The organism is Micromonospora sp. WMMC264, assembly GCF_027497275.1.
Classification (GTDB): domain Bacteria; phylum Actinomycetota; class Actinomycetes; order Mycobacteriales; family Micromonosporaceae; genus Micromonospora; species Micromonospora chalcea.
On the sequence record NZ_CP114907.1, the window covers coordinates 5096098 to 5120578 of the forward strand.

23 protein-coding genes and 1 tRNA gene are annotated in these 24481 nt (G+C 72.5%); 6 read left to right on the plus strand and 18 right to left on the minus strand.

The window, feature by feature from the left end; all coding sequences use genetic code 11:
• Positions 1–27: 27 nt before the first annotated feature.
• Positions 28–1044, minus strand: coding sequence for a hemolysin family protein (locus O7542_RS22205; protein WP_281605161.1), 1017 nt, complete (start codon positions 1042–1044; stop codon positions 28–30).
• A gap of 231 nt (positions 1045–1275) precedes the next feature.
• On the opposite strand from O7542_RS22205, the gene galE reads away from it, so the two are divergent.
• Positions 1276–2208, plus strand: a complete 933-nt coding sequence (galE, locus tag O7542_RS22210) for a UDP-glucose 4-epimerase GalE (RefSeq protein WP_231915590.1) — start codon at positions 1276–1278, stop codon at positions 2206–2208.
• Entirely contained in the window at positions 2205–3359 is a 1155-nt protein-coding gene (galK, locus tag O7542_RS22215; protein ID WP_166455830.1) for a galactokinase, read from the plus strand. The genes galE and galK overlap by 4 nt, the downstream gene beginning before the upstream one ends.
• A 100-nt stretch (positions 3360–3459) precedes the next feature.
• On the opposite strand, the gene O7542_RS22220 is transcribed toward galK, so the two are convergent.
• The 9 genes from O7542_RS22220 to O7542_RS22260 form a co-directional block, all read right to left on the minus strand.
• On the minus strand, positions 3460–4761 hold the full coding sequence (locus O7542_RS22220; RefSeq protein ID WP_030501168.1) for a GTP-binding protein: 1302 nt from the start codon (positions 4759–4761) through the stop codon (positions 3460–3462).
• Positions 4761–5672 (minus strand): sulfate adenylyltransferase subunit CysD, encoded by a 912-nt coding sequence (cysD, locus tag O7542_RS22225; protein WP_030501167.1) that lies wholly within the window; start codon positions 5670–5672, stop codon positions 4761–4763. Before cysD ends, O7542_RS22220 begins: the two co-directional genes overlap by 1 nt.
• Positions 5673–5751: 79 nt before the next feature.
• Entirely contained in the window at positions 5752–6585 is an 834-nt protein-coding gene (locus O7542_RS22230; RefSeq protein ID WP_069087186.1) for an inositol monophosphatase family protein, read from the minus strand.
• A gap of 39 nt (positions 6586–6624) precedes the next feature.
• Positions 6625–7215 carry an aminoacyl-tRNA hydrolase gene (pth, locus tag O7542_RS22235; RefSeq protein WP_030501165.1) on the minus strand — a complete coding sequence of 197 codons (591 nt, stop codon included), beginning with the start codon at positions 7213–7215 and terminating at the stop codon, positions 6625–6627.
• A gap of 100 nt (positions 7216–7315) precedes the next feature.
• Complete coding sequence (locus O7542_RS22240; protein ID WP_013283957.1) at positions 7316–8011, minus strand: 50S ribosomal protein L25/general stress protein Ctc; 696 nt, start codon at positions 8009–8011, stop codon at positions 7316–7318.
• 284 nt (positions 8012–8295) lie between these two features.
• On the minus strand, positions 8296–9276 hold the full coding sequence (locus tag O7542_RS22245) for a ribose-phosphate diphosphokinase (RefSeq protein ID WP_030501163.1): 981 nt from the start codon (positions 9274–9276) through the stop codon (positions 8296–8298).
• Between the two features lie 116 nt (positions 9277–9392).
• Complete coding sequence (gene glmU, locus O7542_RS22250) at positions 9393–10898, minus strand: bifunctional UDP-N-acetylglucosamine diphosphorylase/glucosamine-1-phosphate N-acetyltransferase GlmU (protein ID WP_210869899.1); 1506 nt, start codon at positions 10896–10898, stop codon at positions 9393–9395.
• A gap of 33 nt (positions 10899–10931) precedes the next feature.
• A tRNA-Gln gene (locus tag O7542_RS22255) sits at positions 10932–11002 on the minus strand.
• A 47-nt stretch (positions 11003–11049) separates the two neighbouring features.
• Complete coding sequence (locus O7542_RS22260) at positions 11050–11787, minus strand: resolvase (RefSeq protein WP_166455829.1); 738 nt, start codon at positions 11785–11787, stop codon at positions 11050–11052.
• Positions 11788–11856: 69 nt separating this feature from the next.
• Here O7542_RS22260 and O7542_RS22265 point away from each other — a divergent pair, with 69 nt between their 5' ends.
• Positions 11857–12534, plus strand: coding sequence for a TetR/AcrR family transcriptional regulator (locus O7542_RS22265; protein ID WP_174534858.1), 678 nt, complete (start codon positions 11857–11859; stop codon positions 12532–12534).
• 24 nt (positions 12535–12558) lie between these two features.
• Here the strand turns inward: O7542_RS22265 and O7542_RS22270 are convergent, their stop codons facing one another.
• The 6 genes from O7542_RS22270 to O7542_RS22295 all read right to left on the minus strand — a co-directional run bounded on the left by O7542_RS22270 (position 12559) and on the right by O7542_RS22295 (position 18451).
• Positions 12559–13026 (minus strand): DUF4383 domain-containing protein, encoded by a 468-nt coding sequence (locus O7542_RS22270; RefSeq protein ID WP_043326810.1) that lies wholly within the window; start codon positions 13024–13026, stop codon positions 12559–12561.
• Positions 13027–13142: 116 nt separating this feature from the next.
• Positions 13143–13598, minus strand: a complete 456-nt coding sequence (locus O7542_RS22275; RefSeq protein WP_043326811.1) for a DUF4383 domain-containing protein — start codon at positions 13596–13598, stop codon at positions 13143–13145.
• 97 nt (positions 13599–13695) lie between these two features.
• Positions 13696–15495, minus strand: a complete 1800-nt coding sequence (locus O7542_RS22280) for an ABC-F family ATP-binding cassette domain-containing protein (protein WP_281605162.1) — start codon at positions 15493–15495, stop codon at positions 13696–13698.
• Between the two features lie 63 nt (positions 15496–15558).
• Positions 15559–16512, minus strand: coding sequence for a 4-(cytidine 5'-diphospho)-2-C-methyl-D-erythritol kinase (locus O7542_RS22285; protein WP_043326815.1), 954 nt, complete (start codon positions 16510–16512; stop codon positions 15559–15561).
• A gap of 84 nt (positions 16513–16596) precedes the next feature.
• Complete coding sequence (rsmA, locus tag O7542_RS22290) at positions 16597–17466, minus strand: 16S rRNA (adenine(1518)-N(6)/adenine(1519)-N(6))-dimethyltransferase RsmA (RefSeq protein ID WP_166455827.1); 870 nt, start codon at positions 17464–17466, stop codon at positions 16597–16599.
• A 79-nt stretch (positions 17467–17545) separates the two neighbouring features.
• A complete protein-coding gene (locus tag O7542_RS22295; protein ID WP_166455871.1) occupies positions 17546–18451 on the minus strand; it encodes a TatD family hydrolase in 906 nt (301 codons plus the stop codon).
• An 81-nt stretch (positions 18452–18532) separates the two neighbouring features.
• On the opposite strand from O7542_RS22295, the gene O7542_RS22300 reads away from it, so the two are divergent.
• Positions 18533–19777: a hypothetical protein gene (locus tag O7542_RS22300; protein ID WP_166455826.1), complete on the plus strand. Its 1245-nt coding sequence runs from the start codon at positions 18533–18535 to the stop codon at positions 19775–19777.
• 61 nt (positions 19778–19838) lie between these two features.
• On the plus strand, positions 19839–20690 hold the full coding sequence (locus O7542_RS22305; protein ID WP_043326820.1) for an alpha/beta hydrolase: 852 nt from the start codon (positions 19839–19841) through the stop codon (positions 20688–20690).
• Positions 20691–20747: 57 nt separating this feature from the next.
• Here O7542_RS22305 and metG read toward each other — a convergent pair whose 3' ends face one another.
• Positions 20748–22550 carry a methionine--tRNA ligase gene (gene metG, locus O7542_RS22310; RefSeq protein WP_166455825.1) on the minus strand — a complete coding sequence of 601 codons (1803 nt, stop codon included), beginning with the start codon at positions 22548–22550 and terminating at the stop codon, positions 20748–20750.
• Positions 22551–22677: 127 nt separating this feature from the next.
• Here metG and O7542_RS22315 point away from each other — a divergent pair, with 127 nt between their 5' ends.
• The gene (locus O7542_RS22315) at positions 22678–23505 is read left to right on the plus strand and encodes a hypothetical protein (protein WP_205796080.1); all 828 of its coding nucleotides are present in this window, start codon (positions 22678–22680) and stop codon (positions 23503–23505) included.
• 60 nt (positions 23506–23565) lie between these two features.
• Here O7542_RS22315 and rsmI read toward each other — a convergent pair whose 3' ends face one another.
• A complete protein-coding gene (rsmI, locus tag O7542_RS22320; RefSeq protein ID WP_104113791.1) occupies positions 23566–24414 on the minus strand; it encodes a 16S rRNA (cytidine(1402)-2'-O)-methyltransferase in 849 nt (282 codons plus the stop codon).
• Positions 24415–24481 lie beyond the last annotated feature (67 nt).

Sequence of the window (24481 nt, forward strand, 5' to 3'; positions counted from 1 at the left end):
AATTCTGTCAGCAAGCCCCGGCGTCCGTCATGACGGGCCGGTGGATCGGGCGGGTACGGGCGGAAGCGGACTGTTCACCTCACGCCGGGGCTCGGGCAGCCGCGCGGCGGAGACCGCCAGGCGGGACACCCGCCGGCCGTCGAGCGCCAGCACCCGCAGCAGCCAGCCGGCCGGATCGGCGGGGACCGATCCGTCGTCCGGGTCGAGCGCCACCGGCACCTCGTCCCCGGCCACCGGCAGCCGGCCCAGCGCGGCCATCACGAACCCGCCCACCGTCTCGTACGGGCCGGCGGGCAGCGGCACCCCGGTACGTTCGGCGAAGTCGGTCAGGTTGAGCCGGCCGTCCACGACGGCGGGCAGCCCGGTGGATTCCGGCTCGGGCGGGCCGTGCTCCTCGTCGCGGATCTCCCCGACCAGTTCCTCGACCAGGTCCTCGCAGGTGACGATGCCGGCGGTGCCGCCGTACTCGTCGATGACCACGGCCAGGTGGTGGCCCTCCCGGCGCATCTCGGTCAGCGCCGCGAGCACGCGCTTGCTGTCCGGCAGGCGTTTCACCTCGCGGGTCAGCTCGCCGACCACCAGCGGCCGGTCGGGTTCCGGGCGCAGCAGCACGTCCCGCAGGTGCACCATGCCGACCACGTCGTCGTGGGTGCCGTCGACCACCGGGTAGCGGGTGTGCGGGTCGTCCCGGACCAGTCGCCGCGCCTGGGCCAGCGGCAGCGCCGCGCTGAGGAAGACCACCTCGGTGCGGGGCACCATGACCTCGCGGACGAGCCGGGCGCCGGCCAGCAGCACCTCGTCGATGATCCGGCGCTCGTCGGCGTCGAGCAGCGTGTTCGCCGCGACCAGGTCCCGCAGCTCGGCCTCGCTGATCCGCTCCCGGCCGGCGACCGGGCTGGCGCCGAGCAGGTCGGTCACCAGGCGGGTGGCGCCGTCGGCGGCCCGCACCACGAGGCGGGCCACGGTGCGGGCCAGCGGGCCGGGTTCGCGTCGGAGCCGCCCCGGCGGACGCCGCCGGGGCCCGGGACCACCACCCTCCCGCATGAGAAGGATGGTAGACAGCGGCCACCGTACGCTCGGGCCGATGTTCGGATCTGTTCAGTCATGAAGGATTGTGATGGAATGGAGGCGGGCTCAACTCGACAGCCGCGACACCGCCCCCGGCCGTAGGGTGATCGCGGGAAGGCCGCGGGACGCGGCCCAGGCAGGAGGACGACCGACGTGAAACTGCTCGTCACCGGCGGCGCCGGCTACATCGGCAGCGTGGTGACCCGGATGCTGCTCGACCACGGCCACCAGGTGACCGTGCTGGACGACCTGCGCACCGGTCACCGGGAAGCCCTCGCCCCCGAGGCGACCCACGTCGACCTGCCGGTGCACGAGGCCGCCCGGGTGCTCACCCCCGACGCCGGGTACGACGGCGTGCTGCACTTCGCGGCCCTCATCGCCGCCGGCGAGTCGATGATCCGGCCCGAGCTGTACTGGCACACCAACACCGTCGGCTCGATCGCGCTCATCGACGCGGTCCGCGCCGCCCGGGTGCCCCGGATGGTCTTCTCCTCCACCGCCGCCGTCTACGGCAACCCCACCGAACTACCCATCCCGGAAACGGCCGTCAAGGCCCCCACCAGCACCTACGGCGCGACCAAGCTGGCCGTCGACATGGCGCTCACCTCCGAGGCGATCGCGCACGACCTGGCCGCCGTCTCGCTGCGCTACTTCAACGTCGCCGGGGCGTACCTGCGCGACGGGCTGGCCATCGGCGAACGGCACGACCCGGAGACGCACCTCATCCCGATCGCGCTCGACGTGGCCGCCGGGCGGCGGGAGAAGCTCCAGCTCTTCGGCGACGACTACCCCACTGTCGACGGCACCTGCGTACGCGACTACATCCACGTGGAGGACCTGGCCCGCGCCCACCTGCTCGCGCTCGACGCGGCCACCCCGGGCCGGCACCGCATCTACAACCTGGGCAACGGCAACGGCTTCACCAACCGGCAGGTGGTCGACGTGGTCCGCGAGGTCACCGGCCACCCGGTGCCGGTCGAGGTCGCCCCCCGCCGCGAGGGCGACCCGGCCGAACTGGTCGCGTCCTCCGCGCTCGCCCGCGACGAGCTGGGCTGGACGCCGGCCAAGCCCACCCTGCACGACATGGTCGGCGACGCCTGGGCGTTCTACCGGGCCCACGTCGCGGGGCAGCCCTCATGACCGTCGCCGACCGCGCCACCGCCGGCTTCCGGCAGCGGTACGGCACCGAGCCGGCCGGCCGCTGGGCGGCACCCGGACGGGTCAACCTGATCGGCGAGCACACCGACTACAACGACGGCTTCGTGCTGCCCTTCGCGCTGCCGCTGCGTACCGTGGTCGCCGCCGCGCCCGCCCCCGACGGACGCTGGACGGTCTGGTCGGAGCTGGACGACGAGCCGGTCGAGTTCGGCGCGGCGGAGGCCGACGAGCCCGGCGGCGTCGACGGCTGGGCCGCCTACGTGGCCGGGGTGGTGTGGGCGCTGCGCGCCGCCGGCCACGACGTGCCGGGCGCGCGGCTCGCCGTCGCCTCCGACGTGCCGGTCGGCTCCGGGCTCTCCTCGTCGGCCGCGATCGAGTCGGCGGTGCTGGCCGCGCTGGTCGACCTCGGCGGCCTCGACCTGCCCGCGCAGGCGTGGCCCCGGCTGGCCCAGCGGGCCGAGAACGACTACGTCGGCGCGCCCACCGGGATCATGGACCAGTCCGCCGTGATCCGCGGCCAGGCCGGGCACGCCCTGTTCCTCGACTGCCGCACCGAGGAGGTCGAGCAGATCCCGTTCGACCTGGACGCCGCCGGGCTGGCCGTGCTGGTGATCGACAGCCGGGCGCCGCACCGGCACGCGGACGGCGAGTACGCGGCCCGGCGCCGCAGCTGCGAGCGGGCCGCCGCGACGCTCGGGGTGACCGCGCTGCGCGACGTCGACGTGGCCGACCTCGACGCCGCGCTGGCCCGCCTCGACGACGACGAGACCCGCCGCCGGGTCCGGCACGTCGTCACCGAGAACCAGCGGGTGCTCGACACCGTCGCGCTGCTGCGCGCCGGCCGGGTCCGCGACACCGGTCCGCTGCTGACCGCCTCACACGCCTCCATGCGCGACGACTTCGAGATCACCGTGCCGGAGATCGACACCGCGGTCGAGGCGGCGCTGTCCGCCGGGGCGTACGGCGCGCGGATGACCGGCGGCGGCTTCGGCGGCTGCGTGCTCGCCCTGGTCGACGCCGAGGCCGCCGACCCGGTGGCCGCCGCCGTCACCGAGGCGTACGCGAAGCGCGGCTTCACCGCCCCCGGCACGCTCACGGTCCTCCCGGCCGACGGCGTCACCCGCCTGGGCTGAGGGTGTAAGGAAGGGCCCCTTATTAACGCCTGCGGTAGAGGAAGGGCCCCTTGTTAACAGCGCGCTGTCAACAAGGGGCCCTTCCTTACGAAGCAGGGGGTCAGCCGGCCTCGACGATCATGCCGGCGCCGACCGTACGGTTGGTGGCCTCGTCGATGATCACGAAGCCGCCGGTGGTGCGGTTGCGGCGGTACTCGTCGGCCAGCAGCGGCACCGTGGTGCGCAGCCGGACCCGGCCGATCTCGTTGAGCTTCAACTCGCCCACCGTCTCGTCCCGGTGCAGCGAGTTGATGTCCAGCCGGTAGTGCAGGCCGCGCACGATCGCCCGCGCCGAGCGGGTGGTGTGCTTGATCGCGTACCTGCCGCCGACCTGCAACGGGCGGGTCTCGTCCATCCAGCAGACCATCGCCTCGATGTCCTGCACGGCCATCGGGGCGTTGTTCGGCCGGCAGATCATGTCGCCGCGGGAGATGTCCAGCTCGTCGGTCAGCCGGACCGTCACCGACATCGGCGGGAACGCCTCGTCCACCGGGCCGTCGGCGGTCTCCACCGCCGCGATCCGGCTGGTGAAGCCGGACGGCAGCACCATGATCTCGTCGCCCGGCTTGAGCACACCGGAGGCCACCTGCCCGGCGTAGCCCCGGTAGTCGGTGACGGTGGTGGACTGCGGCCGGATCACGTACTGCACCGGGAACCGCACGTCGACCAGGTTGCGGTCGGAGGCGATGTGCACCCGCTCCAGGTGGTGCAGCAGCGACGGACCCTCGTACCAGGGCATGTTCTCCGAGCGGGTGACGATGTTGTCGCCCTTGAGCGCGGAGACCGGCACCACCGTCAGGTCGGGCACGTCGAGCTTCGCCGCGAACGCGGTGAACTCGTCGGCGATCCGCTCGTAGACCTCCTGCGACCAGTCCACCAGGTCCATCTTGTTCACACAGAGAACCAGGTGCGGCACCCGCAGCAGCGAGCAGAGGAACGCGTGCCGGCGGGACTGCTCCACCAGGCCCTTACGCGCGTCCACCAGGATCAGCGCCAGGTCGGCGGTGGAGGCGCCGGTGACCATGTTCCGGGTGTACTGGATGTGCCCGGGGGTGTCGGCGATGATGAACTTGCGCCGCGGCGTGGCGAAGTAGCGGTACGCCACGTCGATGGTGATGCCCTGCTCCCGCTCGGCGCGCAGGCCGTCGGTGAGCAGCGCCAGGTTGGTGTACTCGTCGCCACGCGCCGCGCTGACCGCCTCGACGGCGGCGAGCTGGTCGGTGAACAGCGACTTGGTGTCGTAGAGCAGACGGCCGATGAGCGTCGACTTGCCGTCGTCGACGCTGCCCGCGGTGGCGAACCGCAGCAGGTCCATCGGCCGCGCGGTGTCGCTCTCGGCCGGCGCCAGGGTCTCGACGCTCATCAGAAGTAGCCCTCTCGCTTGCGGTCCTCCATGGCGGCCTCGCTGACCCGGTCGTCACCACGGGTCGCGCCGCGCTCGGTGATCCGCGTGGCGGCCACCTCCTCGATCACCTTCTCCACCGTGTCGGCGTCCGACCGGACCGCCGCGGTGCAGGAGGCGTCACCCACGGTCCGGTACCGCACCTGGGCCTTGAACGGCTGCTCACCGGCGCGGGCCCGGAAGAACTCGTTCACCGCGTAGAGCATGCCGTCGCGCTCGATCACCTCGCGCTCGTGCGCGTAGTAGATCGACGGCAGCGGAATCCGCTCCCGCGCGATGTAGTGCCACACGTCCAGCTCGGTCCAGTTCGACAGCGGGAACACCCGGATCGACTCGCCCGGGTGGTGCCGGCCGTTGTACAGCGCCCACAGCTCCGGACGCTGGTTCTTCGGGTCCCACTGGCCGAACTCGTCGCGGAAGCTGAACACCCGCTCCTTGGCCCGCGCCTTCTCCTCGTCGCGCCGGGCGCCGCCGAACAGCGCGTCGAAGCGGTGCTTCTCCACCGCCTCCAGCAGCACCGGCGTCTGGATCCGGTTGCGCATGCCGTCGGCGGACTCGCGGACCAGGCCCTTGTTCAGCGCCTCCGGCACGCTCGCCACGATCAACTGCAGGCCCAGCTCGGCCACCCGCTGGTCGCGGTAGTCGAGCACCTCGGGGAAGTTGTGCCCGGTGTCCACGTGCATCACCGGGAAGGGGATGTTGGCCGGCGCGAACGCCTTCTGGGCCAACCGGAGCATCACGATCGAGTCCTTGCCGCCGGAGAAGAGCAGCACCGGCCGCTCCATCTCGGCGACCACCTCGCGCATCACGAAGATGCTCTCCGCCTCAAGGGCGTCGAGGTGCGACACCTGGTACGCGGCGGGGGACGTCATGACACGAACTCGATTCGCACGGATCCGTACATCGGATTCCAGACCTTTCAGGTCGGACTCGTGAAGAAGAACGCTCAGGTTACCCGGAATGCCGCTGCAACGCTGCAAGCAACCGACTCGCGAGATCCTTGCGGCAGACCAGCAGATCCGGTAGACGCGGGTCGGCCCCGTTGTATTTCAGCGCAGAACCGTCGATCCGGGAAGCATGCAGACCGGTGGCCGTCGCCACAGCGACCGGAGCGGCCGAATCCCACTCGTACTGACCGCCCGCGTGGATGTACGCGTCGACCTCGCCGGTGACCACGGCGGCGATCTTCGCGCCCGCCGAGCCCATCGGGACCAGATGAGCGCCGACGTCCTCTGCCAGATCGGTCAGGAAAACCGGCGGACGGCTACGACTGGCCGCCAACCGGATGACCCGCCGGCCGCCACCCACGGCCGCCTCCACTGTCATCGGCGGATACGCCGGCGGATGGTCCGTGCCGAGCACCCGGTGCTGGGCCGGCAGGCCCACCGCGCCCGCCACCAGACCGTGCGGCGTCGACGCGTGACGCGACCAGAGCGCCACGTGCACCGCCCAGTCCGAGCGCCCTTCCTCCGCGTACTCCCGGGTGCCGTCCAGCGGATCGATGATCCAGACCCGGTCCGCGTTCAGGCGCGACAACGCCGCGTCCGTCACCTCCGCCGTCCAGGCCAGCCGCGAACCCTCGTCCTCCTCCGACAGCACCGCGTCCGCCGGCCGCCACTTCGCCAGCTCGGTGCGGATCAGGTCGTGCGAGACCTTGTCCCCGGCCGACCGGAGCGCGCCCGCGTCGGCGAACCCCATCTCCGTCCGCAACGCCGTCAGCGCCTGACCGGCCCGCGACGCCAGCCACCGGGCGAAGCCGCCGTCGATCATCGGAGGACTGCCCATGATGCTCCCGTCGCCCGCCCTTCGGTCCCCGGCCACTGCTCAGCCCCCGTGGTACAGGTTCTGCGTCGGCTCCACGCCCTTGAGAACCACCGACTCCACCACGTCCGCCGCGCGGTCCACCAGGAACTCCAGCTCCTTGCGCTCCGACGGGGAGAAATCCGAGAGTACGTAGTCAGCCGGGTCCTGCCGCCCCGGCGGCCGGCCGATGCCGAACCGCACCCGCACGTAGTCCTTCGTGCCGAGCGACTTCGACATCGAACGCAGACCGTTGTGGCCGCCCTCGCCGCCGCCGCACTTCACCCGCACCTGCCCGTACGGGATGTCCAGCTCGTCGTGCACCGCGATCACGTGCGCCGGCGGGATCTTGTGGAACTGCGCCAACCCGGCCACCGGGCCGCCGGAGAGGTTCATGTACGTCAACGGCTTGAGCAGCACCAGCTTCGGCCCGCCGAACCCCAGCCGCCCCTCCGCGGCCTCGGCCATCGCGCGCTTGTGCCGCCCGAACTTCGCGCCCACCCGGGCCGCCAGCAGGTCGGCCACCATGAACCCGACGTTGTGCCTGTTGTTCGCGTACTCCCGGCCGGGGTTGCCCAGGCCGACCACCAGCCACGGCCCCGCCTCGTCCGTCACCCGACGCCCCTTCCCGCTCGCTTCCCCGACCAGCCGTCCCGATACGCCGACAGGCGCCCCCGGGAACCGGGGACGCCTGTCGCACAGCCTTGCGGACCGGTCAGGCCTCGGTCTTCGCCTCGGCCGGGGCCTCCTCGCCCTCGGCGGCCGGAGCGCCCTCGGCACCCTCGGCAGTCTCCTCGCCGACCTCGGCCTCGGCCTCCTCGGTGGCCTCCTCGACCTCGGGGAGGGTGGCCTCGAGCTGCTCGGCGGTCGGAGCGGCGGTCACCGAGGCGACAGCGGTCTCCTCGTCGGTGGCCAGCTCGACGCCGGCCGGCAGCTCGACGTCGGCGGCGGTGATCGTGGTGCCCGGCTCGGCGCCCTCGATCGACGCCTCCAGGTGGTCCGGCACCTTGGTCGCGTCGGCGGTCACCGACAGCGTGTCGTGGTCGTGCACGATCAGCGTGTCCTTGGCGGCCTCACCGGTCAGCTGGACCGGGACCTCGACGGTGACCTTCTCGCCGCGGCGGACCAGCAGCAGGTCCACGTGCTCGAAGGTGTCCTTGATCGGGTCACGCTGGATCGCCTTCGGCAGCGCCAGCACCTGGGTGCCGTCGCTGACCTCGATCGCGAAGAGCTGGTTCGCGCCGCCCTTACGGATCGCGGCGGCGAACTCCCGCGCCGGAAGCGCGATGTGCTTGGGCTTCTCGCCGTGGCCGTACAGCACGGCGGGCACCTTGCCGGCCCGGCGGGTACGACGGGCACCACCCTTGCCGAACTCGGTACGGGGCTCGGCGCTGATCTTTACCTCGGACACGGGGAAACTCCTGATGCTTCGCTGCGGCGGCTTGTCGTCTGGCGGTGCTGGGGCGAGGGGCTCGCTGGGGCTAGGGTCATGAACGACCGCCCGGAGCACCGCGTCGATGACGGCGCCTCCGTGCGGTGCTTGTCAGCAGCCCGCCGGGCACCCTCGCCGTGGCAACCGCACCAGTCTACCCGAGGGAATTCCCGGCTCTCCGGCAGTCCCCCATATCACCGCGCCGCCGGTTCCGCAGGGCATCGGCCCGGCCGCCGGAACACCGGCGACCGGACCGGCACTCCTCAGCTCAGGCCACCGAACAGGGTGGTCACCGAACCGTCGTCGAAGACCTCCCGGATCGCCCGCGCCAGCAGCGGGGCGATCGACAGCACGGTCAGCTTGTCCAACTGCTTCTCCGACGGCAGCGGCAGCGTGTTCGTCACCACGACCTCGCTGATCGGGCTGTTCTTCAGCCGCTCCGTCGCCGGGTCGGACAGCAGCGCGTGGGTCGAGGCGACCACGATCTCCGCCGCGCCCTGCTCCTTGAGGATGTCCGCCGCCTTGGTGATCGTGCCGCCGGTGTCGATCATGTCGTCCACGATCAGGCACACCCGGCCCTCGACCTCACCGACCACCCGGTTCGCCACGACCTGGTTCGGCTTGAGCGGATCGCGGGTCTTGTGGATGAACGCCAGCGGGCAGCCGCCCAGCCGGTCGGTCCAGCGCTCCGCCACACGTACCCGGCCCGAGTCCGGCGCCACCACAGTCATCGGGCGGCCCGCGTACTTGTGCTCCACGTACTCGGCCAGCACGTCCATGGCGAACAGGTGGTCCACCGGGCCGTCGAAGAAGCCCTGGATCTGCGCGGTGTGCAGGTCGACGGTCAGGATGCGGTTCGCGCCCGCCGTCTTGAGCAGGTCGGCGATCAGCCGCGCCGAGATCGGCTCCCGGCCGCGGTGCTTCTTGTCCTGCCGCGCGTACGGGTAGAACGGCAGCACCACGGTGATCCGCTTGGCCGAACCGCGCTTCAGCGCGTCGACCATGATCAGGGTCTCCATGACCCAGGTGTTCACGCCGTGCGTCACGGACTGCACCACGAAGGCGTCCGAACCACGAACCGAGTCCTTGTACCGGACGAAGATCTCGCCGTTGGCGAAGTCGTACGCGTCGGCCGGCGTCGGCGCGACGCCGAGCACCTCACCGATCTCCTTGGCCAGCTCCGGAAAACCCCTCCCGGAGAAGAGCATCAGGCTCTTGCGGTTTTCGGCGACGATGCTGCCCATGGGCCCGTCTGCTCCCGTATGTCGGTGGTGCCCGGCGGCGGTGAGGCCGGGGAGTGTTCGGTTGCAGTATGCCCCCGGTTCAGCGATCCACCCACGGCCCGCCGATCCCCGTGGAGTCAGTCACCTTCCCTTGCGGCTGCGCCCGTGTCCGGCGCATCCTCACCGGCCCGCCGCGCCGCCTCCGCGGCCTCCGTGCCGGCCCGCTTGCGCAGCACCCAGCCCTCCACGTTGCGCTGCTGGCCCCGCGCCACCGCCATCGCGCCCGGCGGCACGTCCCCGGTGATCACCGAACCCGCAGCCGTGTACGCGCCGTCGCCGACCCGCACCGGCGCCACGAACATGTTGTCCGCTCCGGTACGCGCGTGGCTGCCGATGGTGGTGTGGTGCTTGCGTACCCCGTCGTAGTTGACGAAGACGGTGGCCGCGCCGATGTTGCTGTGGTCGCCGATCGTCGCGTCCCCCACGTACGACAGGTGCGGCACCTTCGAGCCCTCACCGATCGACGTCTTCTTGGTCTCCACGAACGTGCCGACCTTCGCCTTGCGGCCCAGCCGCGACTCTGGCCGCAGGTACGCGTACGGCCCCACGCTGGCCTCCGGCCCCACCTCGGCGCCGAGCGCGTGGGAGCGCACCACGCTCGCGCCCGCGCCCACCACCGTGTCCACGAGCGTGGTGTCCGGGCCGACGAGCGCGCCCGCGCCGACCACCGTGGCGCCCTGGAGCTGCGTGTTCTGGTCGATCACCGCATCCCGTTCCACGGTCACCGTCACGTCGATCCACGTCGTGTGCGGGTCGAGGATGCTGACCCCGGTACGCATCCAGCCCTCGTTCACCCGGTCCCGCAGCAGCCGCCGCAGCGCGGACAGCTCCACCCGGTCGTTGCAGCCGAGCGTCTCCACGTGGTCGGCGGCGCAGTGCACCGCCACCGGCTCCCCGGCGTCGCGCAGCAGCGCGAAGACGTCGGTCAGGTACTCCTCGCCCTGGTCGTTGTCGGTGGAGAGCTTGCCCAGCGCCTCCCGCAGGCGGGCCGCGTCGAACGCGTAGATGCCCGCGTTGATCTCCCGCAGCGCGCGCTGCTGGGGCGAGGCGTCCCGCTCCTCCACGATCTGCTCCAGGTGCCCCTGCACGTCCCGCACGATCCGGCCCAGGCCGGTCGGGTCCGGCACCTCGGCCGCCAGCACCGTCGCCGCCGCGGCGGCTTCCTCGTGCGCCTCGACGAGCGCCCGAACCGTCTCCGGCCGCAGCAGCGGCACATCCCCGTTGATCACCACGACGGTGCCGGTCGCGTCCGGCACCGCGTCCAGCGCGATGCGGACGGCGTGCCCGGTGCCGAGCTGGCGCTCCTGGAGCACCGGCGTCGCCGCCGGGGCCACGTCGGTCAGGTGCGCCCGGACCTGGTCGGCGCCGTGGCCGACCACCACCACGGTGCGGTCCGCGCGCAGCGGCCCGGCCGCGGCGAGGACGTGACCGAGCAGGGTACGGCCGAGCAGTGGGTGCAGCACCTTGGGCAGGGACGACTTCATCCGCTTGCCCTCACCGGCGGCGAGCACGACAACGGTGCGGAGGTGGGGCTGGGACACGACGTGGCTCTCCCGTCGGGACGGCGACAGTCTCGCGGTCATGCTAACCACCCGCGGGAGGGCAAACAGCAGAAGCTCCCGGGAGAGGATTCGAACCCCTATAATCAGGACCAAAACCTGACGTCCTGCCATTAGACGACCCGGGATGGTCGAAAACGGGCAAAAGGCAAGCTGCCCGCCGGCTGCCTACACCTTACCGGTCACGTGGTGGATCTTCATTGCTCATTCCTTTCATGATCCCCTCGATCCTCCAGTAGAGCCGGCTTCCGCCCACCACATGGATGGTCAGGCAGCCGTGATAGTCGGTTCCGACGTTCTTCCGTGTCGTCTGTGGACGATGCCTCTTGATGGTGGTGGCTTGAAAGCGATCAGCGGGCACACCCACCCGCGCCGCCCACCACCGGACCGCCGCCGCGTCGTCAGCCGTCTCATGGATGCTGACCCGGAAGCGTCGATCCTCCGGCGGCACCTCGACGGCATCCAGGAAGCGCAGGAACAGGGCCACGAGCATCGGATCGCTGTTGACGAACTTGATCCTGCAGTCGTGCGGGCGCCACGGCTTGGCCTTGCCGCCTTCGCACCAGTAGATGGCCGCCCCGATCAGCAGCAGTTCGCGCAAGCCCAGCCCTCGCACCCACTCGGCGGACGCGGCGACCGCCTCCGCCCTGGCCGCGTCGCGTGCCGCCCGGTGCGCGCCCCACTGCGCATCAGATCGGGCCCGCTGCGCGGCCTGACGACGCCGCCGCACCAACGCCGGGTCGAGCGGCAGGTGCCGAGTCCAGAGATAAGCCGTCGACTTGGAGACGTCGAGCCGCGCGGCGATCTCCCCGACGGGACAACCGGCGCGCCGCAGAGCCAGCGCCTGGGCGTGCAGTTCCGGCTTTCGACCACGGTACGAGCCGTGCGCGTTCGAATGATCACCGAGAGCCACCCTCGGAGGCTAGAACGTACGTACGACAACGAGGCGTCCGGTCGGACCGCGTACGCCTCGCCTGGCAGGATGGGGCGGGTGACCGACGTTCCCGGCAGTGACCGCGCCCGGCGGCGGCCCGCGCCGGCGGCGAAGCCGTCCCGGGTGCGGATGTCCGCGACGCAGCGGCGCGAGCAGTTGATCTCGATCGCCCGGCAGATCTTCGCCGAGCGCGGGTTCGACGCGACCTCGATCGAAGAGGTGGCGGCGCGCGCCAAGGTGTCCAAGCCGGTGGTCTACGAGCACTTCGGCGGCAAGGAAGGGCTCTACGCGGTGGTGGTGGACCGGGAGGTCCGGGCCCTGCTGGACCGGATCACCACGGCGCTGACCGCGGGCAATCCGCGGGAGCTGCTGGAGCAGGCCGCGTTGACGCTGCTGACCTACATCGAGGAGGAGACCAGCGGGTTCCGGGTGCTGGTCCGGGAGTCGCCGCTGATGTCGGCGACCGGCAATTTCAGCAGCGTGATGAACGACGTGGCGCACCAGGTGGAGCACATCCTGGCGGGCGAGTTCTCCATCCGGGGGTACGACCCGAAGCTCGCCGAGCTCTACTCCCAGGCTCTCGTGGGCATGGTGGCGTTGACCGGGCGCTGGTGGCTGGAGGTGCGCAAGCCGCGCAAGGAGACGGTGGCGGCGCACCTGGTGAACCTGGCCTGGAACGGGTTGTCGCACCTGGAGTCGAAGCCCGGGCCGATCCCCCGGGGCTGACGCCGCGTCAGCGCAACAGCCGCGTCAGCGCTCGCCGATCGGGTGGTAGCGGCGCTGCCGTTCCTCCTCGGCGTGCTCGGCGGTGCCGACCTTGTCGTACAGGCCGGTGGCGAGCAGGATCAGCCCGAACAGCAGCGACACGATGACCGTGGACATCGAGAAGTTGAGGAAGTTCGCCGAGGTCTGCAGCACCGACATCATCAGGATGCCGGTGACCAGGAAGACCACGCCGGCGGTGAGGTTCATGTAGTGGCCGAGATTGGTGCGGCGGGACGCGCCGACCAGCAGGACCGCGCCGAAGACGACCGAGACCAGCGAGAAGGCCAGGTTGGTGCGCAGGCCCAGCGCCCAGTTGCTGCCCCGGCCGAACAGCCCTTCGCCCCAGGTCAGGAAGACGCCGTAGACGCCGAAGACGAGGATGTAGAGGCCGATGAGCCCGGACAGCACCCGGTAGAGGGGCCGCGCGGGGTGGTTCACCGGGAAGTGCGCCATGGTGCCCTCCAGTCGTGCGACTGATTCGGGGCAATTGTCGCCTGGGTTGTCCGTTCGCGTCCGGAAAACACCGAAGGCCCGGCGCGCGGCGCGCCGGGCCTTCGTACGAGGAGGGATCAGAGCACCAGGCGGGCCTTCTGCCATGCCTCGTGCTCCTCGTCGGAGCCGACCTTGCTGTACATGCCGGCCATCAGGAGCACCAGCGCCAGGGTCAGGACCACGACGTCGGTCATGATCGAGAAGTTGAAGATGTTGACGTCGGTCTGCAGGAACGCCAGCGAGCCCAGGCCGATCACCATCAGGGTGTAGGCCAGCCACTGGTTGATCGCCACGTCGAGGTTGCGGCCGATCGCGGTGCCGACCAGGATCACGACGCCGACGAGCACCGACACCAGCGAGAACGCCATGTTGGTGCCCTGGCCGAGAACCTTGGTGTCGTCCTGGGCGAAGAAATCGCCACCGGCGCTGGCGATGACGCCGAGGCCGCCGAAGACGACGAAGTACAGACCAACGATCCCGCCGATCGCCCGGTAGATCGGCCGCGCGGGGTGGTTGACGGGGGTGTGGGCCATCTCTGCGTCTCCAAAAGACCGTTCGGACGAGGGTTCCACCGGTGATTGTCCCGTACGCCGGTCAGTGACGCCGCACACCCCCCACCCCGGCGGCAGGTCAGCCGCCCGGCAGCTCCTCGGCCAGGGCCAGCCAGGTCTCCTCGGTGCGGTCCCGCTCGGCCCGTACCTCCTTGAGCTGTGCGTCCAGCTCGGCGACCCGGGCGTAGTCGGTGGCGTTCGCGGCGAGCTGCTCGTGCAGGGCCGCCTCCTTCTGTTCCAGCTTGGCGATCTGCCGTTCCAGCCGGTTGAGTTCCTTCTTCGCGGTGCGTACCTCGGCGGCGGACATGCCCTCGCGGGCCGGCGCCGCGGTGGCCGGGGTGAGGTCGGCGGGCGCCGGGCCGCCGGCCGCGGCGGCGCGCGCCAGGTACTCGTCGACGCCGCCGGGCAGGTGCACCAGCCGGCCGTCGCCGAACATGCCGTACGCGACGTCGGTGACCCGCTCGATCAGGTAGCGGTCGTGGCTGGCCACCACGATCGTGCCGGGCCAGGAGTCGAGCAGGTCCTCCAGCGCGGCGAGCGTGTCGGTGTCCAGGTCGTTGGTGGGCTCGTCGAGCAGGAGCACGTTGGGTTCCCCGGCGAGCAGGCGCAGCATCTGCAGGCGGCGGCGTTCCCCGCCGGACAGGTCGCTCACCGGGGTCCAGAGCCGCCGGTCGTCGAAGCCGAAGATCTCGGCGAGCTGGGCGGCGCTGATCTCCCGGTCGCCGAACTGCACGCGCCGGGCCACCTCTTCGACGGCTTCCAGCACGCGCAGGTGGCCGGGGAGTTCGGCGAGTTCCTGGGAGAGGAACGCGGGGCGGACGGTCTGCCCGGCGGCGAAGCGCCCGCCGTCGGGGCCGGTCACCCCGGCGAGCATCCGCAGCAGGGTGGTCTTGCCGGCGCCGTTGCGCCCGAGGATCGCGACCCGGTCGCCGGGCCCGACCTGCCAGGTGGTGTCGTGCAGGATCTCCTTCGGGCCGGCGTGCAGCCGCACGTGTTCGAGGTCGTACACCTGCTTGCCGAGCCGGGCGGTGGCGAGCCGTTGCAGCGACATGGTGTCGCGGGGTTCCGGGACGTCGGCGATGAGCGCGTTCGCCGCGTCGATGCGGAACTTGGGCTTGGAGGTGCGCGCCGGGGCACCGCGGCGCAGCCAGGCGATCTCCTTGCGGAGCAGGTTCTGCCGGCGGGCCTCGGTGGCGGCGGCCACGCGCTGCCGCTCGACGCGGGCCAGCGTCCACGCGGCGAAGCCGCCCTCATACGCCCGGACGGTCTGGTCGGCGACCTCCCAGGTGGTGGTGCAGACGGCGTCGAGGAACCAGCGGTCGTGGGTGACCACGACGAGCGCGCCCTTGCGGGTGACGAGGTGCCGGGCCAGCCAGTCGACGCCACCGACGTCCAGGTGGTTGGTGGGCTCGTCGAGGACGAGCAGGTCGGCGTCGCGGACCAGCAGCGCGGCGAGCGCGACCCGGCGGCGTTCCCCGCCGGACATCGGGCCGACCGGCGTGTCCAGGCCGAGGTGGGGCATGCCGAGGCCGTCGAGGATGGCGCGCACGCCCGCGTCGCCGGCCCACTCGTGCTCGGCGCCCATGCTCTCGCCGAGCCAGGCGGTGCCGAGCACGACGTCCCGCACGGTGAGGTCGGGGGCCAGGTCCAGGCGCTGTGGCAGCCAGGCGACGCGCAGGTCGCGGCGGTGGGTGACGCGGCCGTCGTCGGGTTCCTCGGTGCGGGTGAGCAGCCGCAGCAGCGTCGACTTGCCGGCGCCGTTGAGGCCCACCACGCCGACCCGGTCGGCGTCGTCGAGGCCGAGCGAGACGTCGGTGAGCAGCGGCCCGGCGGCGCCGTACCCCTTGGACACCCGGTCCAGGTTGACGATGTTGGCCATTCCCCACCTTTCACGACTCAGGCGTCCCGGGGCCCGGGACGCCTGAGTCAAGGGTACGGGGCGTCAGACCACGCGGGCGCCGGCGACCGGTCCGTGCGCGACGCGGGCCTCCCGGCACACCCCGGCGGCGGTCAGCTCGGCGGCGATCCGCCCCGCGTCGGACTCGCCGGCGGCGAGGAAGACGCAGGTGGGTCCGGAGCCGGAGACGATGCCGGCGAGCGCGCCGGCGGCCTCGCCGGCCTTGAGCGTCTCGGCCAGCGACGGGCGCATGGTCAGCGCGGCGGCCTGGAGGTCGTTGCCGAGCGTGGCGGCGAGGACCCGCGGGTCGCGTTGGCGCAGCGCGGCGAGCAGCGCGTCGGTGCTGCCCAGCGGCGTCCCGGCGGCCCCGGCGTCGCGTAGCCGGTCCAGTTCCCGGTAGGCGGCCGGGGTGGACAGGCCGCCGTCGGCGATCGCCACCACCCAGTGCCAGGAGGTGGGGCGGGCGAGCACCGGGCTGACCGTCTCGCCGCGGCCGGTGCCGAGCGCGGTGCCGCCGTGGATGAGGAACGGCACGTCGGAGCCGAGGTCGGCGGCGATGCCGGCCAGTTCGTCGCGGGACAGCCCGGTGCCCCAGAGCGTGTCGCAGGCGACGAGCGCGGCGGCGGCGTCGGCGCTGCCGCCGGCGAGCCCGCCCGCGAGCGGGATCTGCTTGCGCAGGTGCAGCCGGGCGTGCGGGGCGACGCCCGCGTAGCCGGCGAGCGCGTGCGCGGCGCGCAGCGCCAGGTTGGTGTCGTCCAGCGCCAGCTCCCCGGCGCCCTCGCCCTCCATGGTGAGGGTGAGGGTGTCGCCGCGCCGGGCGGTCAGCTCGTCGTAGATGGAGATCGCGTGGTAGACGGTGTTCAGCTCGTGGTAGCCGTCACGGCGCAGCGGTCCCACCCCGAGATGCAGGTTGACCTTGGCGGGCACCCGCACCTTGACCGGGCCGCTGGCCCCGCGCCGCTGCCCGTCCTCGTCCTCCGGTCGCCATGCCTCGGTCACCGGGTGCGCTCCCCTGGACGCGGGCGGATGTCGAACGGCTTCTGCACGGTCAGCTCCTCGGCGGGGTCGGGCAACGGCGCCAGCCTACTGCTCGGCGGCGGAGCCGTCGGGGGCCGACGCGGCGATGGCGGCGAACTGCTCCACGGTGAGCGATTCGCCGCGTGCGGACGGGTCCACGCCGGCCGCGGCGAGCGCCGCGGCGGCCCGGTCCGCGCCGCCGGCCCAGCCGGCCAGGGCGGCGCGCAGCGTCTTGCGGCGCTGCGCGAACGCGGCGTCGACGACGGCGAAGACGGCCTTCCGGGGTACGTCCGGCCGGGGCGGTTCGCGCCTGGTGAACGCGACCAGACCGGAGTCGACGTTCGGCACCGGCCAGAACACGTTCGGCGGGACCTTGCCGGCGGCCCGGGAGCGGGCGTACCAGGCGAGTTTGACCGACGGGATGCCGTACACCTTGGAGCCGGGACCGGCGACGAGCCGGTCGGCGACCTCCTTCTGCACCATCACCAGGCCGTGCCGCAGTGTGGGCAGCTCGGCGAGCAGGTGCAGCACGACCGGCACGGCGACGTTGTAGGGCAGGTTCGCCACCAGCGCGGTCGGTGCCGGGTCGGCCAGGTCGGCGGCGGTGACCCGCAGCGCGTCGGCCGGGTGGACGGTGAGCCGCCCGGCGGCCTCGCCGGCGAAGCGGGCGGCGGTCTCCGGCAGCGCGGCGGCGAGCACCGGGTCGAGTTCCACGGCGTGCACGTGCGCGGCGACCGGGATCAGGGCGAGCGTGAGCGAGCCGAGGCCGGGGCCGACCTCCAGCGCCACGTCGTGCGGGGTCAGCCCGGCGGTGGTGACGATGCGGCGCACGGTGTTCGGGTCGTGCACGAAGTTCTGGCCGAGCTTCTTTGTCGGCGTGACGCCGAGGCGCGCGGCGAGTTCCCGGATCTCCGCCGGGCCGAGGAGTCCGGTCACGCCCCGTAGCGTAAGCGCCCCCGCCCGAGGGGAAGGAAGGGCCCCTTCTTAACGCCTCGCGATATGGAGGGGCCCCTTCTTAACGCCACGGGCCGAACGCGCGCTCACCGTTGGTGGAGATGGCGGCGCAGAGGGTGTCCAGGTCGGCGCCGGTGGTCTCGGCGAGGAAGCGGACGGTCAGCGGGATCAGGTACGAGGCGTTGGGCCGTCCCCGGTGCGGCATCGGGGTGAGGTACGGCGCGTCGGTCTCCACCAGCATCTGCTCCGGCGGGGTGACGGCGGCGGCCTCGCGTAGCGCGGCGGCGCTGCCGAACGTGACGGTGCCGGCGAAGCTGAGCAGGAAGCCGCGCCGGACGCACTCGCGGGCGAAGTCGGCGTCGCCGGAGAAGCAGTGCATGACCACGGTGTCCGGGGCGCCCTCGTCGTCGACGACGCGCAGCACGTCGGCGTGCGCGTCGCGGTCGTGGATGACCAGCGCCTTGCCGTGCCGCTTCGCGATGGCGATGTGTGCCCGGAAGCTCTCCTCCTGCGCGGCGCGCCCCTCCTCGCCGGTACGGAAGAAGTCCATCCCGGTCTCGCCGACGCCGCGGACCCGGTCCTGGCCGGCGAGCGTCTCGATCTCGCGCAGCGCCTCGTCCAGGTCGGCCAGCCGGGGCGCCTCGTTCGGGTGCAGCGCGACGGTGGCGAGCACCGCTGCGTACCGGTCGGCGACGTCGGCGCCCCACCGGGACGAGTCGACGTCCACGCCGACCTGGACCAGCCGGTCCACGCCGGCCCGGGCGGCGACGGCGATCGCGGCGGCCACCGGGTCCTCGCCGGAGGCGCCGCCCGGCGGTGTGCCGAACTCGCCGACGGTGATGTCGAGGTGGGTGTGGCTGTCCGGCACGGGTACGGGCAGCGGCTCGGGTGCGGGCGGGAACTCCCCGGCCCGGCGGGCGGCGCGCTGCTTGCGGGTCTCGGTCTGCTCGGTCATCGCGGCCAGCATCACACACCGGCGCGGGCCGGCGTTCCCGGACCGCCACCGGCCGTTCACACGCCCCACATCTGGCGGGCTTAGCGTCCCGGAGTGACAGTCACCGACCATGCCGGTGGGCCCGCCTCCGACCGGGCCGGGTTGCGCGTGACGTACGCCGGCCGGGTGCACCCGGCCGAGGAGATCGCCCGGGGCGCGGCGTACGAGCTGTTCAGCGCCGACGAGGCACCTGGCTTCGAGTGGTGTCCCCGGCCCGGGGGCGGCTATCCGTGGCGCCGGTTCGTGCACGCGACCGAGGTGGACGCGGTGCACGGGGGTCCTGGGACGGCCGACGAGACGGACGCGCCGCTGCTGATGCCGGTGCACCGGGACCGGGGTTGGGCGTACGTACACCGGCTCAGCCAGCAGCCGGGGGCGGCGGGTGACCCGACGCTGGCCGCGGTGCGGGCCTCGGCGGTGATCCGGCCCGGCACCCGGATGGTGAAGGTGCTCTCCGCCCGCCAGCTCGCCGGCTACGTGCGGGGGTGGCTGCCGCACGGCTTCTGCTACCGGGAGCACGACGTGGCGCACCTGCGGACACCGGCCGGGATGGCGGTGCTGCGGGGCGACTCCGAGGGCGGCGACGTGGCGTACGCGCTGCGCTGGCGGGCCGCCGACCCGGCCGACTACGACGTGCCGGTGGGCGAGGCGCACCGCGGCCTCATGGCGTTGCCGCCCCGGGACCGGCTGGGGCCGCCGGTGCTGGGCACCGGGTTCGTGCCGAGCAGCGCGCAGCTCGTGCCGGAGTTCGTCACCCGGGAGTTCGCCGACCTGCCGATGCCAGCGAACGCCACGCTGCTGGCCTATCCGGCCGAGGGCGTGGAGGTGGTGCTCTACACCTACCAGGCGGAGCAGCGGGGCTGGCTGCGCCTGGCGGGTCCGCAGTGGCGGCACCTGCTCGCCGCGGTGCCCGGCCTGGCCGCCGATCAGGAGTACGTGCCGACCGGCGAGGCGCCGCGCTCGACCCGGCTCGTCGGCACGTACGCGGGTTCGGAGTACGAGGCGGTGGCCGACCAGCCGGGCGGGTTCCGGGTGCTGGCGATGACCCGGGCGGCCCGCTACCCGGTGGACACGGCGGCCCGGCGGCTGCGCACGGCGACCTGGCGCGGGGCGCCGTGCCTGGTGCTGCGGGAGGAGGGCGGCTGGCTGCGGTTGCGGCTGCGCCGCCCGGATCCGGACGCGGTGGCCGCGACCGGCGCTCAGTGTCTGGAACGCGGCGTGTACGAGGTCTGGGCGCCGGGCGGCGAGCTGACCGATGACCGGGTGGTGGACCTGCCCTATCCGGCCCGGCACGCATAGACGGGGGCAGGTCGGGAAGCCGTTGGGGTCCGAGAAGCCCGCGCTGAGGGGGAATCCCGACATGCCTTTCGTCACCGTCGGTACGGAGAACTCCGCACCCATCGACCTGTACTACGAGGATCACGGTTCCGGTCAGCCGATCGTGCTGATCCACGGTTTCCCGTTCAACGGGGCGACCTGGGAGAAGATGAGCGGTCCGCTGCTGAACGCCGGGTACCGGGTGATCACGTACGACCGGCGTGGGTTCGGCAACTCCGCGCAGCCGGCCATGGGCTACGACTACGACACGTTCGCCGCCGACCTGGACGTGTTGATGACCGAGCTGGACCTGCGCAACGCGATCCTGGTCGGGCACTCGATGGGCACCGGTGAGGTGACCCGCTACCTGGGCGCGTACGGGTCGGACCGGGTGGACCGGGCGGTCCTGCTGGCCCCGTTGGCGCCGTACCTGCTGAAGACGCCCGACGACCCGGAGGGCGTCGACAAGAGCATGTTCGAGGGGTTCCAGAAGGCGATCATCCAGGACCGGTTCGCCTACCTGACCCAGTTCTGCGACGCGTTCTTCAACGCCAGCGAGAACCGGGGGAAGCTGGTCAGCGACGAGGCGTACCACGCGCACTGGCAGATCGGCGCGCAGGCGTCGGCCAAGGGCACCCACGACTCGGTGGACGCCTGGCAGACCGACTTCCGCGGTGACCTGCCGAACATCGACGTGCCGGTGCTGATCATCCAGGGCGACAAGGACAACGTGCTGCCGTTCCCGGTGACGGGCCAGCGGCTGGTGAACATGCTGTCCGACGCCAAGCTGGTCACGCTGAAGGGTGCGCCGCACGGCACGCCGTGGACCCATCCCACCGAGGTCAACAAGGCCATCATGGAGTTCATCGGCAAGCCGAGCATGGCGACCGCCTGACCCGGCGGACGATCGCGGCCCCGGGGAGATCCCCGGGGCCGCGGTTCGCGCGCGTGCTCAGCCGGCCAGCCGGGCCAGCTCCTCCTCGACGATGGACGGGTCGAGCTTGCGGAACACCGGCTTCGGCGCCGCGAGCGGCCGGCCCACCTCCAGGGGTACGGACTCCCAGCGCGCCCCGACCGTGTAGTCACCGGTCAGCACCGGGTACGACGGCCCGCCGTCGAGGTCGTCGACCTCCTCGATCACCGGCATCGGGGCGTGCGTGCCGGTGCCGCCGAGCAGCTCGTGGATCTTCTGGGCGGAGTGCGGCAGGAACGGGGTGAGCAGCGTGTTGGCGTCGCTGACCACCTGGAGGGCGACGTGCAGGATGGTGCCCATGCGGGGCTTGTCGTCCTCACCCTTGAGCTTCCAGGGCGCCTGCTCGGAGAGGTACTTGTTGGCCTCGGCGACGACCTTCATGGCCTCGCCGATGGCCTGCTTCTGCCGGTGCCGGGCGATCAGGTCGCCGACGGTGGCGAAGCCCGCCTTCGCGGTGTCCAGCAGCGCCTGGTCGGCCTCGGTGAGCCCGGCCGGGTCGACCGGCGGGACGGCGCCGAAGTTCTTCGCCGCCATCGACACCGACCGGTTGACCAGGTTGCCCCAGCCGGCGACCAGTTCGTCGTTGTTGCGGCGCAGGAACTCGGCCCAGGTGAAGTCGGTGTCGTTGCTCTCCGGGCCGGCCACCGCGATGAAGTAGCGCAGCGCGTCGGCGTCGTAGCGCTCCAGGAAGTCCCGGACGTAGATGACCACCTTGCGGGAGGAGGAGAACTTCCGCCCCTCCATGGTGAGGTATTCGCTGGACACGACCTCGGTGGGCAGGTTGAGCCGGCCCAGCTCGCCCGGCTCGCCGTCGCGGGCCCCCTCACCGGAGTAGCCGCCGAGCAGCGCCGGCCAGATCACCGAGTGGAAGACGATGTTGTCCTTGCCCATGAAGTAGTAGGAGCGGGCGTCCTTCCCTTCCCCGTCCGCCGACCACCACTTGCGCCAGGCCTCCGGGTCGCCGGTGCGGCGGGCCCACTCGATGGACGCGGACAGGTAGCCGATGACCGCGTCGAACCAGACGTAGATCCGCTTGTCCGGCCGGTCGCGCCAGTCGTCCAGCGGGATCGGCACGCCCCACTCCAGGTCGCGGGTGATGGCCCGGGGCTGGAGGTCGTCGAGCAGGTTGCGGGAGAACCGCAGCACGTTGGGGCGCCAGCCCTCGCGGTTGTCCAGCCACTGCCGCAGCGCGTCGGCCAGGGCGGGCAGGTCGAGGAAGAAGTGCTCGGTCTCGACGAACTCCGGCGTCTCCCCGTTGATCTTCGACTTGGGGTCGATCAGGTCGATCGGGTCGAGCTGGTTGCCGCAGTTGTCGCACTGGTCGCCGCGCGCGCTGTCGTAGCCGCAGATCGGGCAGGTGCCCTCGATGTAGCGGTCGGGCAGCGTCCGGCCGGTGGACGGGGAGATCGCGCCGGTGGTGACCTTCGGGACGATGTAGCCGTTGCGGTATAGGCCGGTGAACAGCTTCTGCACCACCGCGTAGTGGTTGCGCGTGGTGGTGCGGGTGAACAGGTCGTACGACAGGCCCAGCGCCCGCAGGTCCTCGGCGATCACCCGGTTGTAGCGGTCGGCCAGTTCGCGCGGGGTGACTCCCTCGGCGTCGGCCTGCACCTGGATCGGGGTGCCGTGTTCGTCGGTGCCGGAGACCATGAGCACGTCGTGGCCGGCCATCCGCATGTACCGGGCGAAGACGTCGGAGGGAACGCCGAATCCGGATACGTGGCCGATGTGGCGCGGGCCGTTGGCGTAGGGCCAGGCGACCGCGGCGAGAACGTGACTCATGAGCAGCAAGCCTAGTGATTGCGGTGGGCGGGCCGCGAACCAATGGGCGGCAGGCGCCGGCCGTACGTCCGATTTGTCGCCGACACGCGGCGTGAGCTTCACCGCAAGCCGGGCGTACCGGTGTGAAATGAACATCGTGACCAACAGACCAGCGGCGCCGGAGCCGTCGGCGGCCACCACCCGGCGGGCGCGACCCGCCCCGGCGGGCGCGCCCGTCGCGCCGCAGCCCCGGCTCGACCCGGCGGACCCGCCGGTCGAGGTGGAGCCGACCACCGGCGCGCCGGTGGACGCGGTGCCGAGCCGGGTGCCGGTGCGGCAGCCCCGCTGGCAGCGCAGGGCCGCGCAGGCGGGCGGCTGGGCGCCGATCGAGGAGGTGCACTGGGACGGCACGCCGCTGCGCGACGAGCCGCACCCGCTCCCCGCCCGGCCACCGGGCCGGCGGGCGCCGGCCCGCCCGGTCCTCCCGCCGACCCCGCCCGTCGGCCTCGCCGTGCTGCTGGCGTTGAGCCTGCTCGCCGCGTTCTTCGCCTGGGTGAGCGCGGGGCCGTTCTGGCTGGCCGCGGGGCATTCGACAGGCGGCACCGTGATGATCACCGAGTGCGCGGGCGGCGGGCTCACCCAGCGTTGCCGGGGGATCTTCCTGGCCGACGGCGACCGGTTCCAGGCCCACGGCGTACGGGTCAGTGGCGTGCCGGCCGGGCGGACCGCCACCGGCACCCTGCTGCCGGCCCGGATGACCGGGCCGGACGGATCGACCGCCTACGCGGACACCGGCCCCGGACAGCACCTGCGCTGGCTGCTCGGGCTGGCGCTGGTGGCCGGGTGCGCCGCCGGGATCGCCCGGTGGACCGGCGCGACCCGGCTCGCGGACGAGCGGCAGCGGCGCTGGGCGGTCGGCCTGGCGCTGGCCGGGCCGGCGCTGATCACCGTCGGGTTCCTGGCCGCCGCCTGGTGAGGTGAGGTGTTAAAAGGGGGCCCTTCCTCTACCGCAGGCGTTAAGAAGGGGCCCTTCCTTTCAGCTGTGCACCACCGCGTACACCTCGCGCCGCCGCAGCCCGTACGCGGTGGCGACCTCGGTGATCGCGTCGCGCCGGGACAGCCCGGCCGCCTCGCGCTCGGCCACCGCGGCGCGCAGCGTGTCGTCGTCGGGCCGGACCGCGGGCGTGGCCGGCGCGCCCGCCACGACGAGCGTGATCTCACCCCGGGGATCGCCGTCGGCGGCCCACTCGGCCAGCTCGCCGAGCGGACGGCGGACCACCTCCTCGTACGTCTTGGTCAGCTCGCGGCAGAGCGCGGCGGGCCGGTCGGCGCCGAACGCCTCGGCCAGGTCGGCCAGCGCGCCGGCGATGCGGTGCGGCGCCTCGAAGAACACCAGCGTGCGGTCCTCGGCGGCGAGCGCCCGCAGGCGGGAGCGGCGGGCGCCGGGGGTACGGGGCAGGAAGCCCTCGAAGCAGAACCTGTCGCAGGGCAGCCCGGACAGCGCCAGCGCGGTGGTGACGGCGCTCGGCCCGGGCGCGGCGGTGACCGGCACGCCCGCGTCCAGGGCGGCCCGGACCAGCCGGTATCCGGGGTCGGAGACGCTCGGCATGCCTCCGTCGGTGACCAGCGCGACCGTGTAGCCGGCGACGAGCACCTCGGCCAGCTCCGGGGTGCGCCGCTCCTCGTTGCCCTCGAAGTAGGAGACGATCCGGCCGGGCACCGTCACGTCGAGGTCGCGGGCGAGCCGGGTGAGCCGCCGGGTGTCCTCGGCGGCGACCACGTCGGCGACGGCCAGCACCTCCCGGAACCGGGCGGACGCGTCGGCCGGGTTGCCCAGCGGCGCGCCGAGCAACACCAGCCGTCCGACCTCGGACATTTCCCCCACGGCGCGTGCTCCCTCATCGATGGTCGTACCAATTTCGGAGACGATGGACGCCACCGGGCACCCTCGC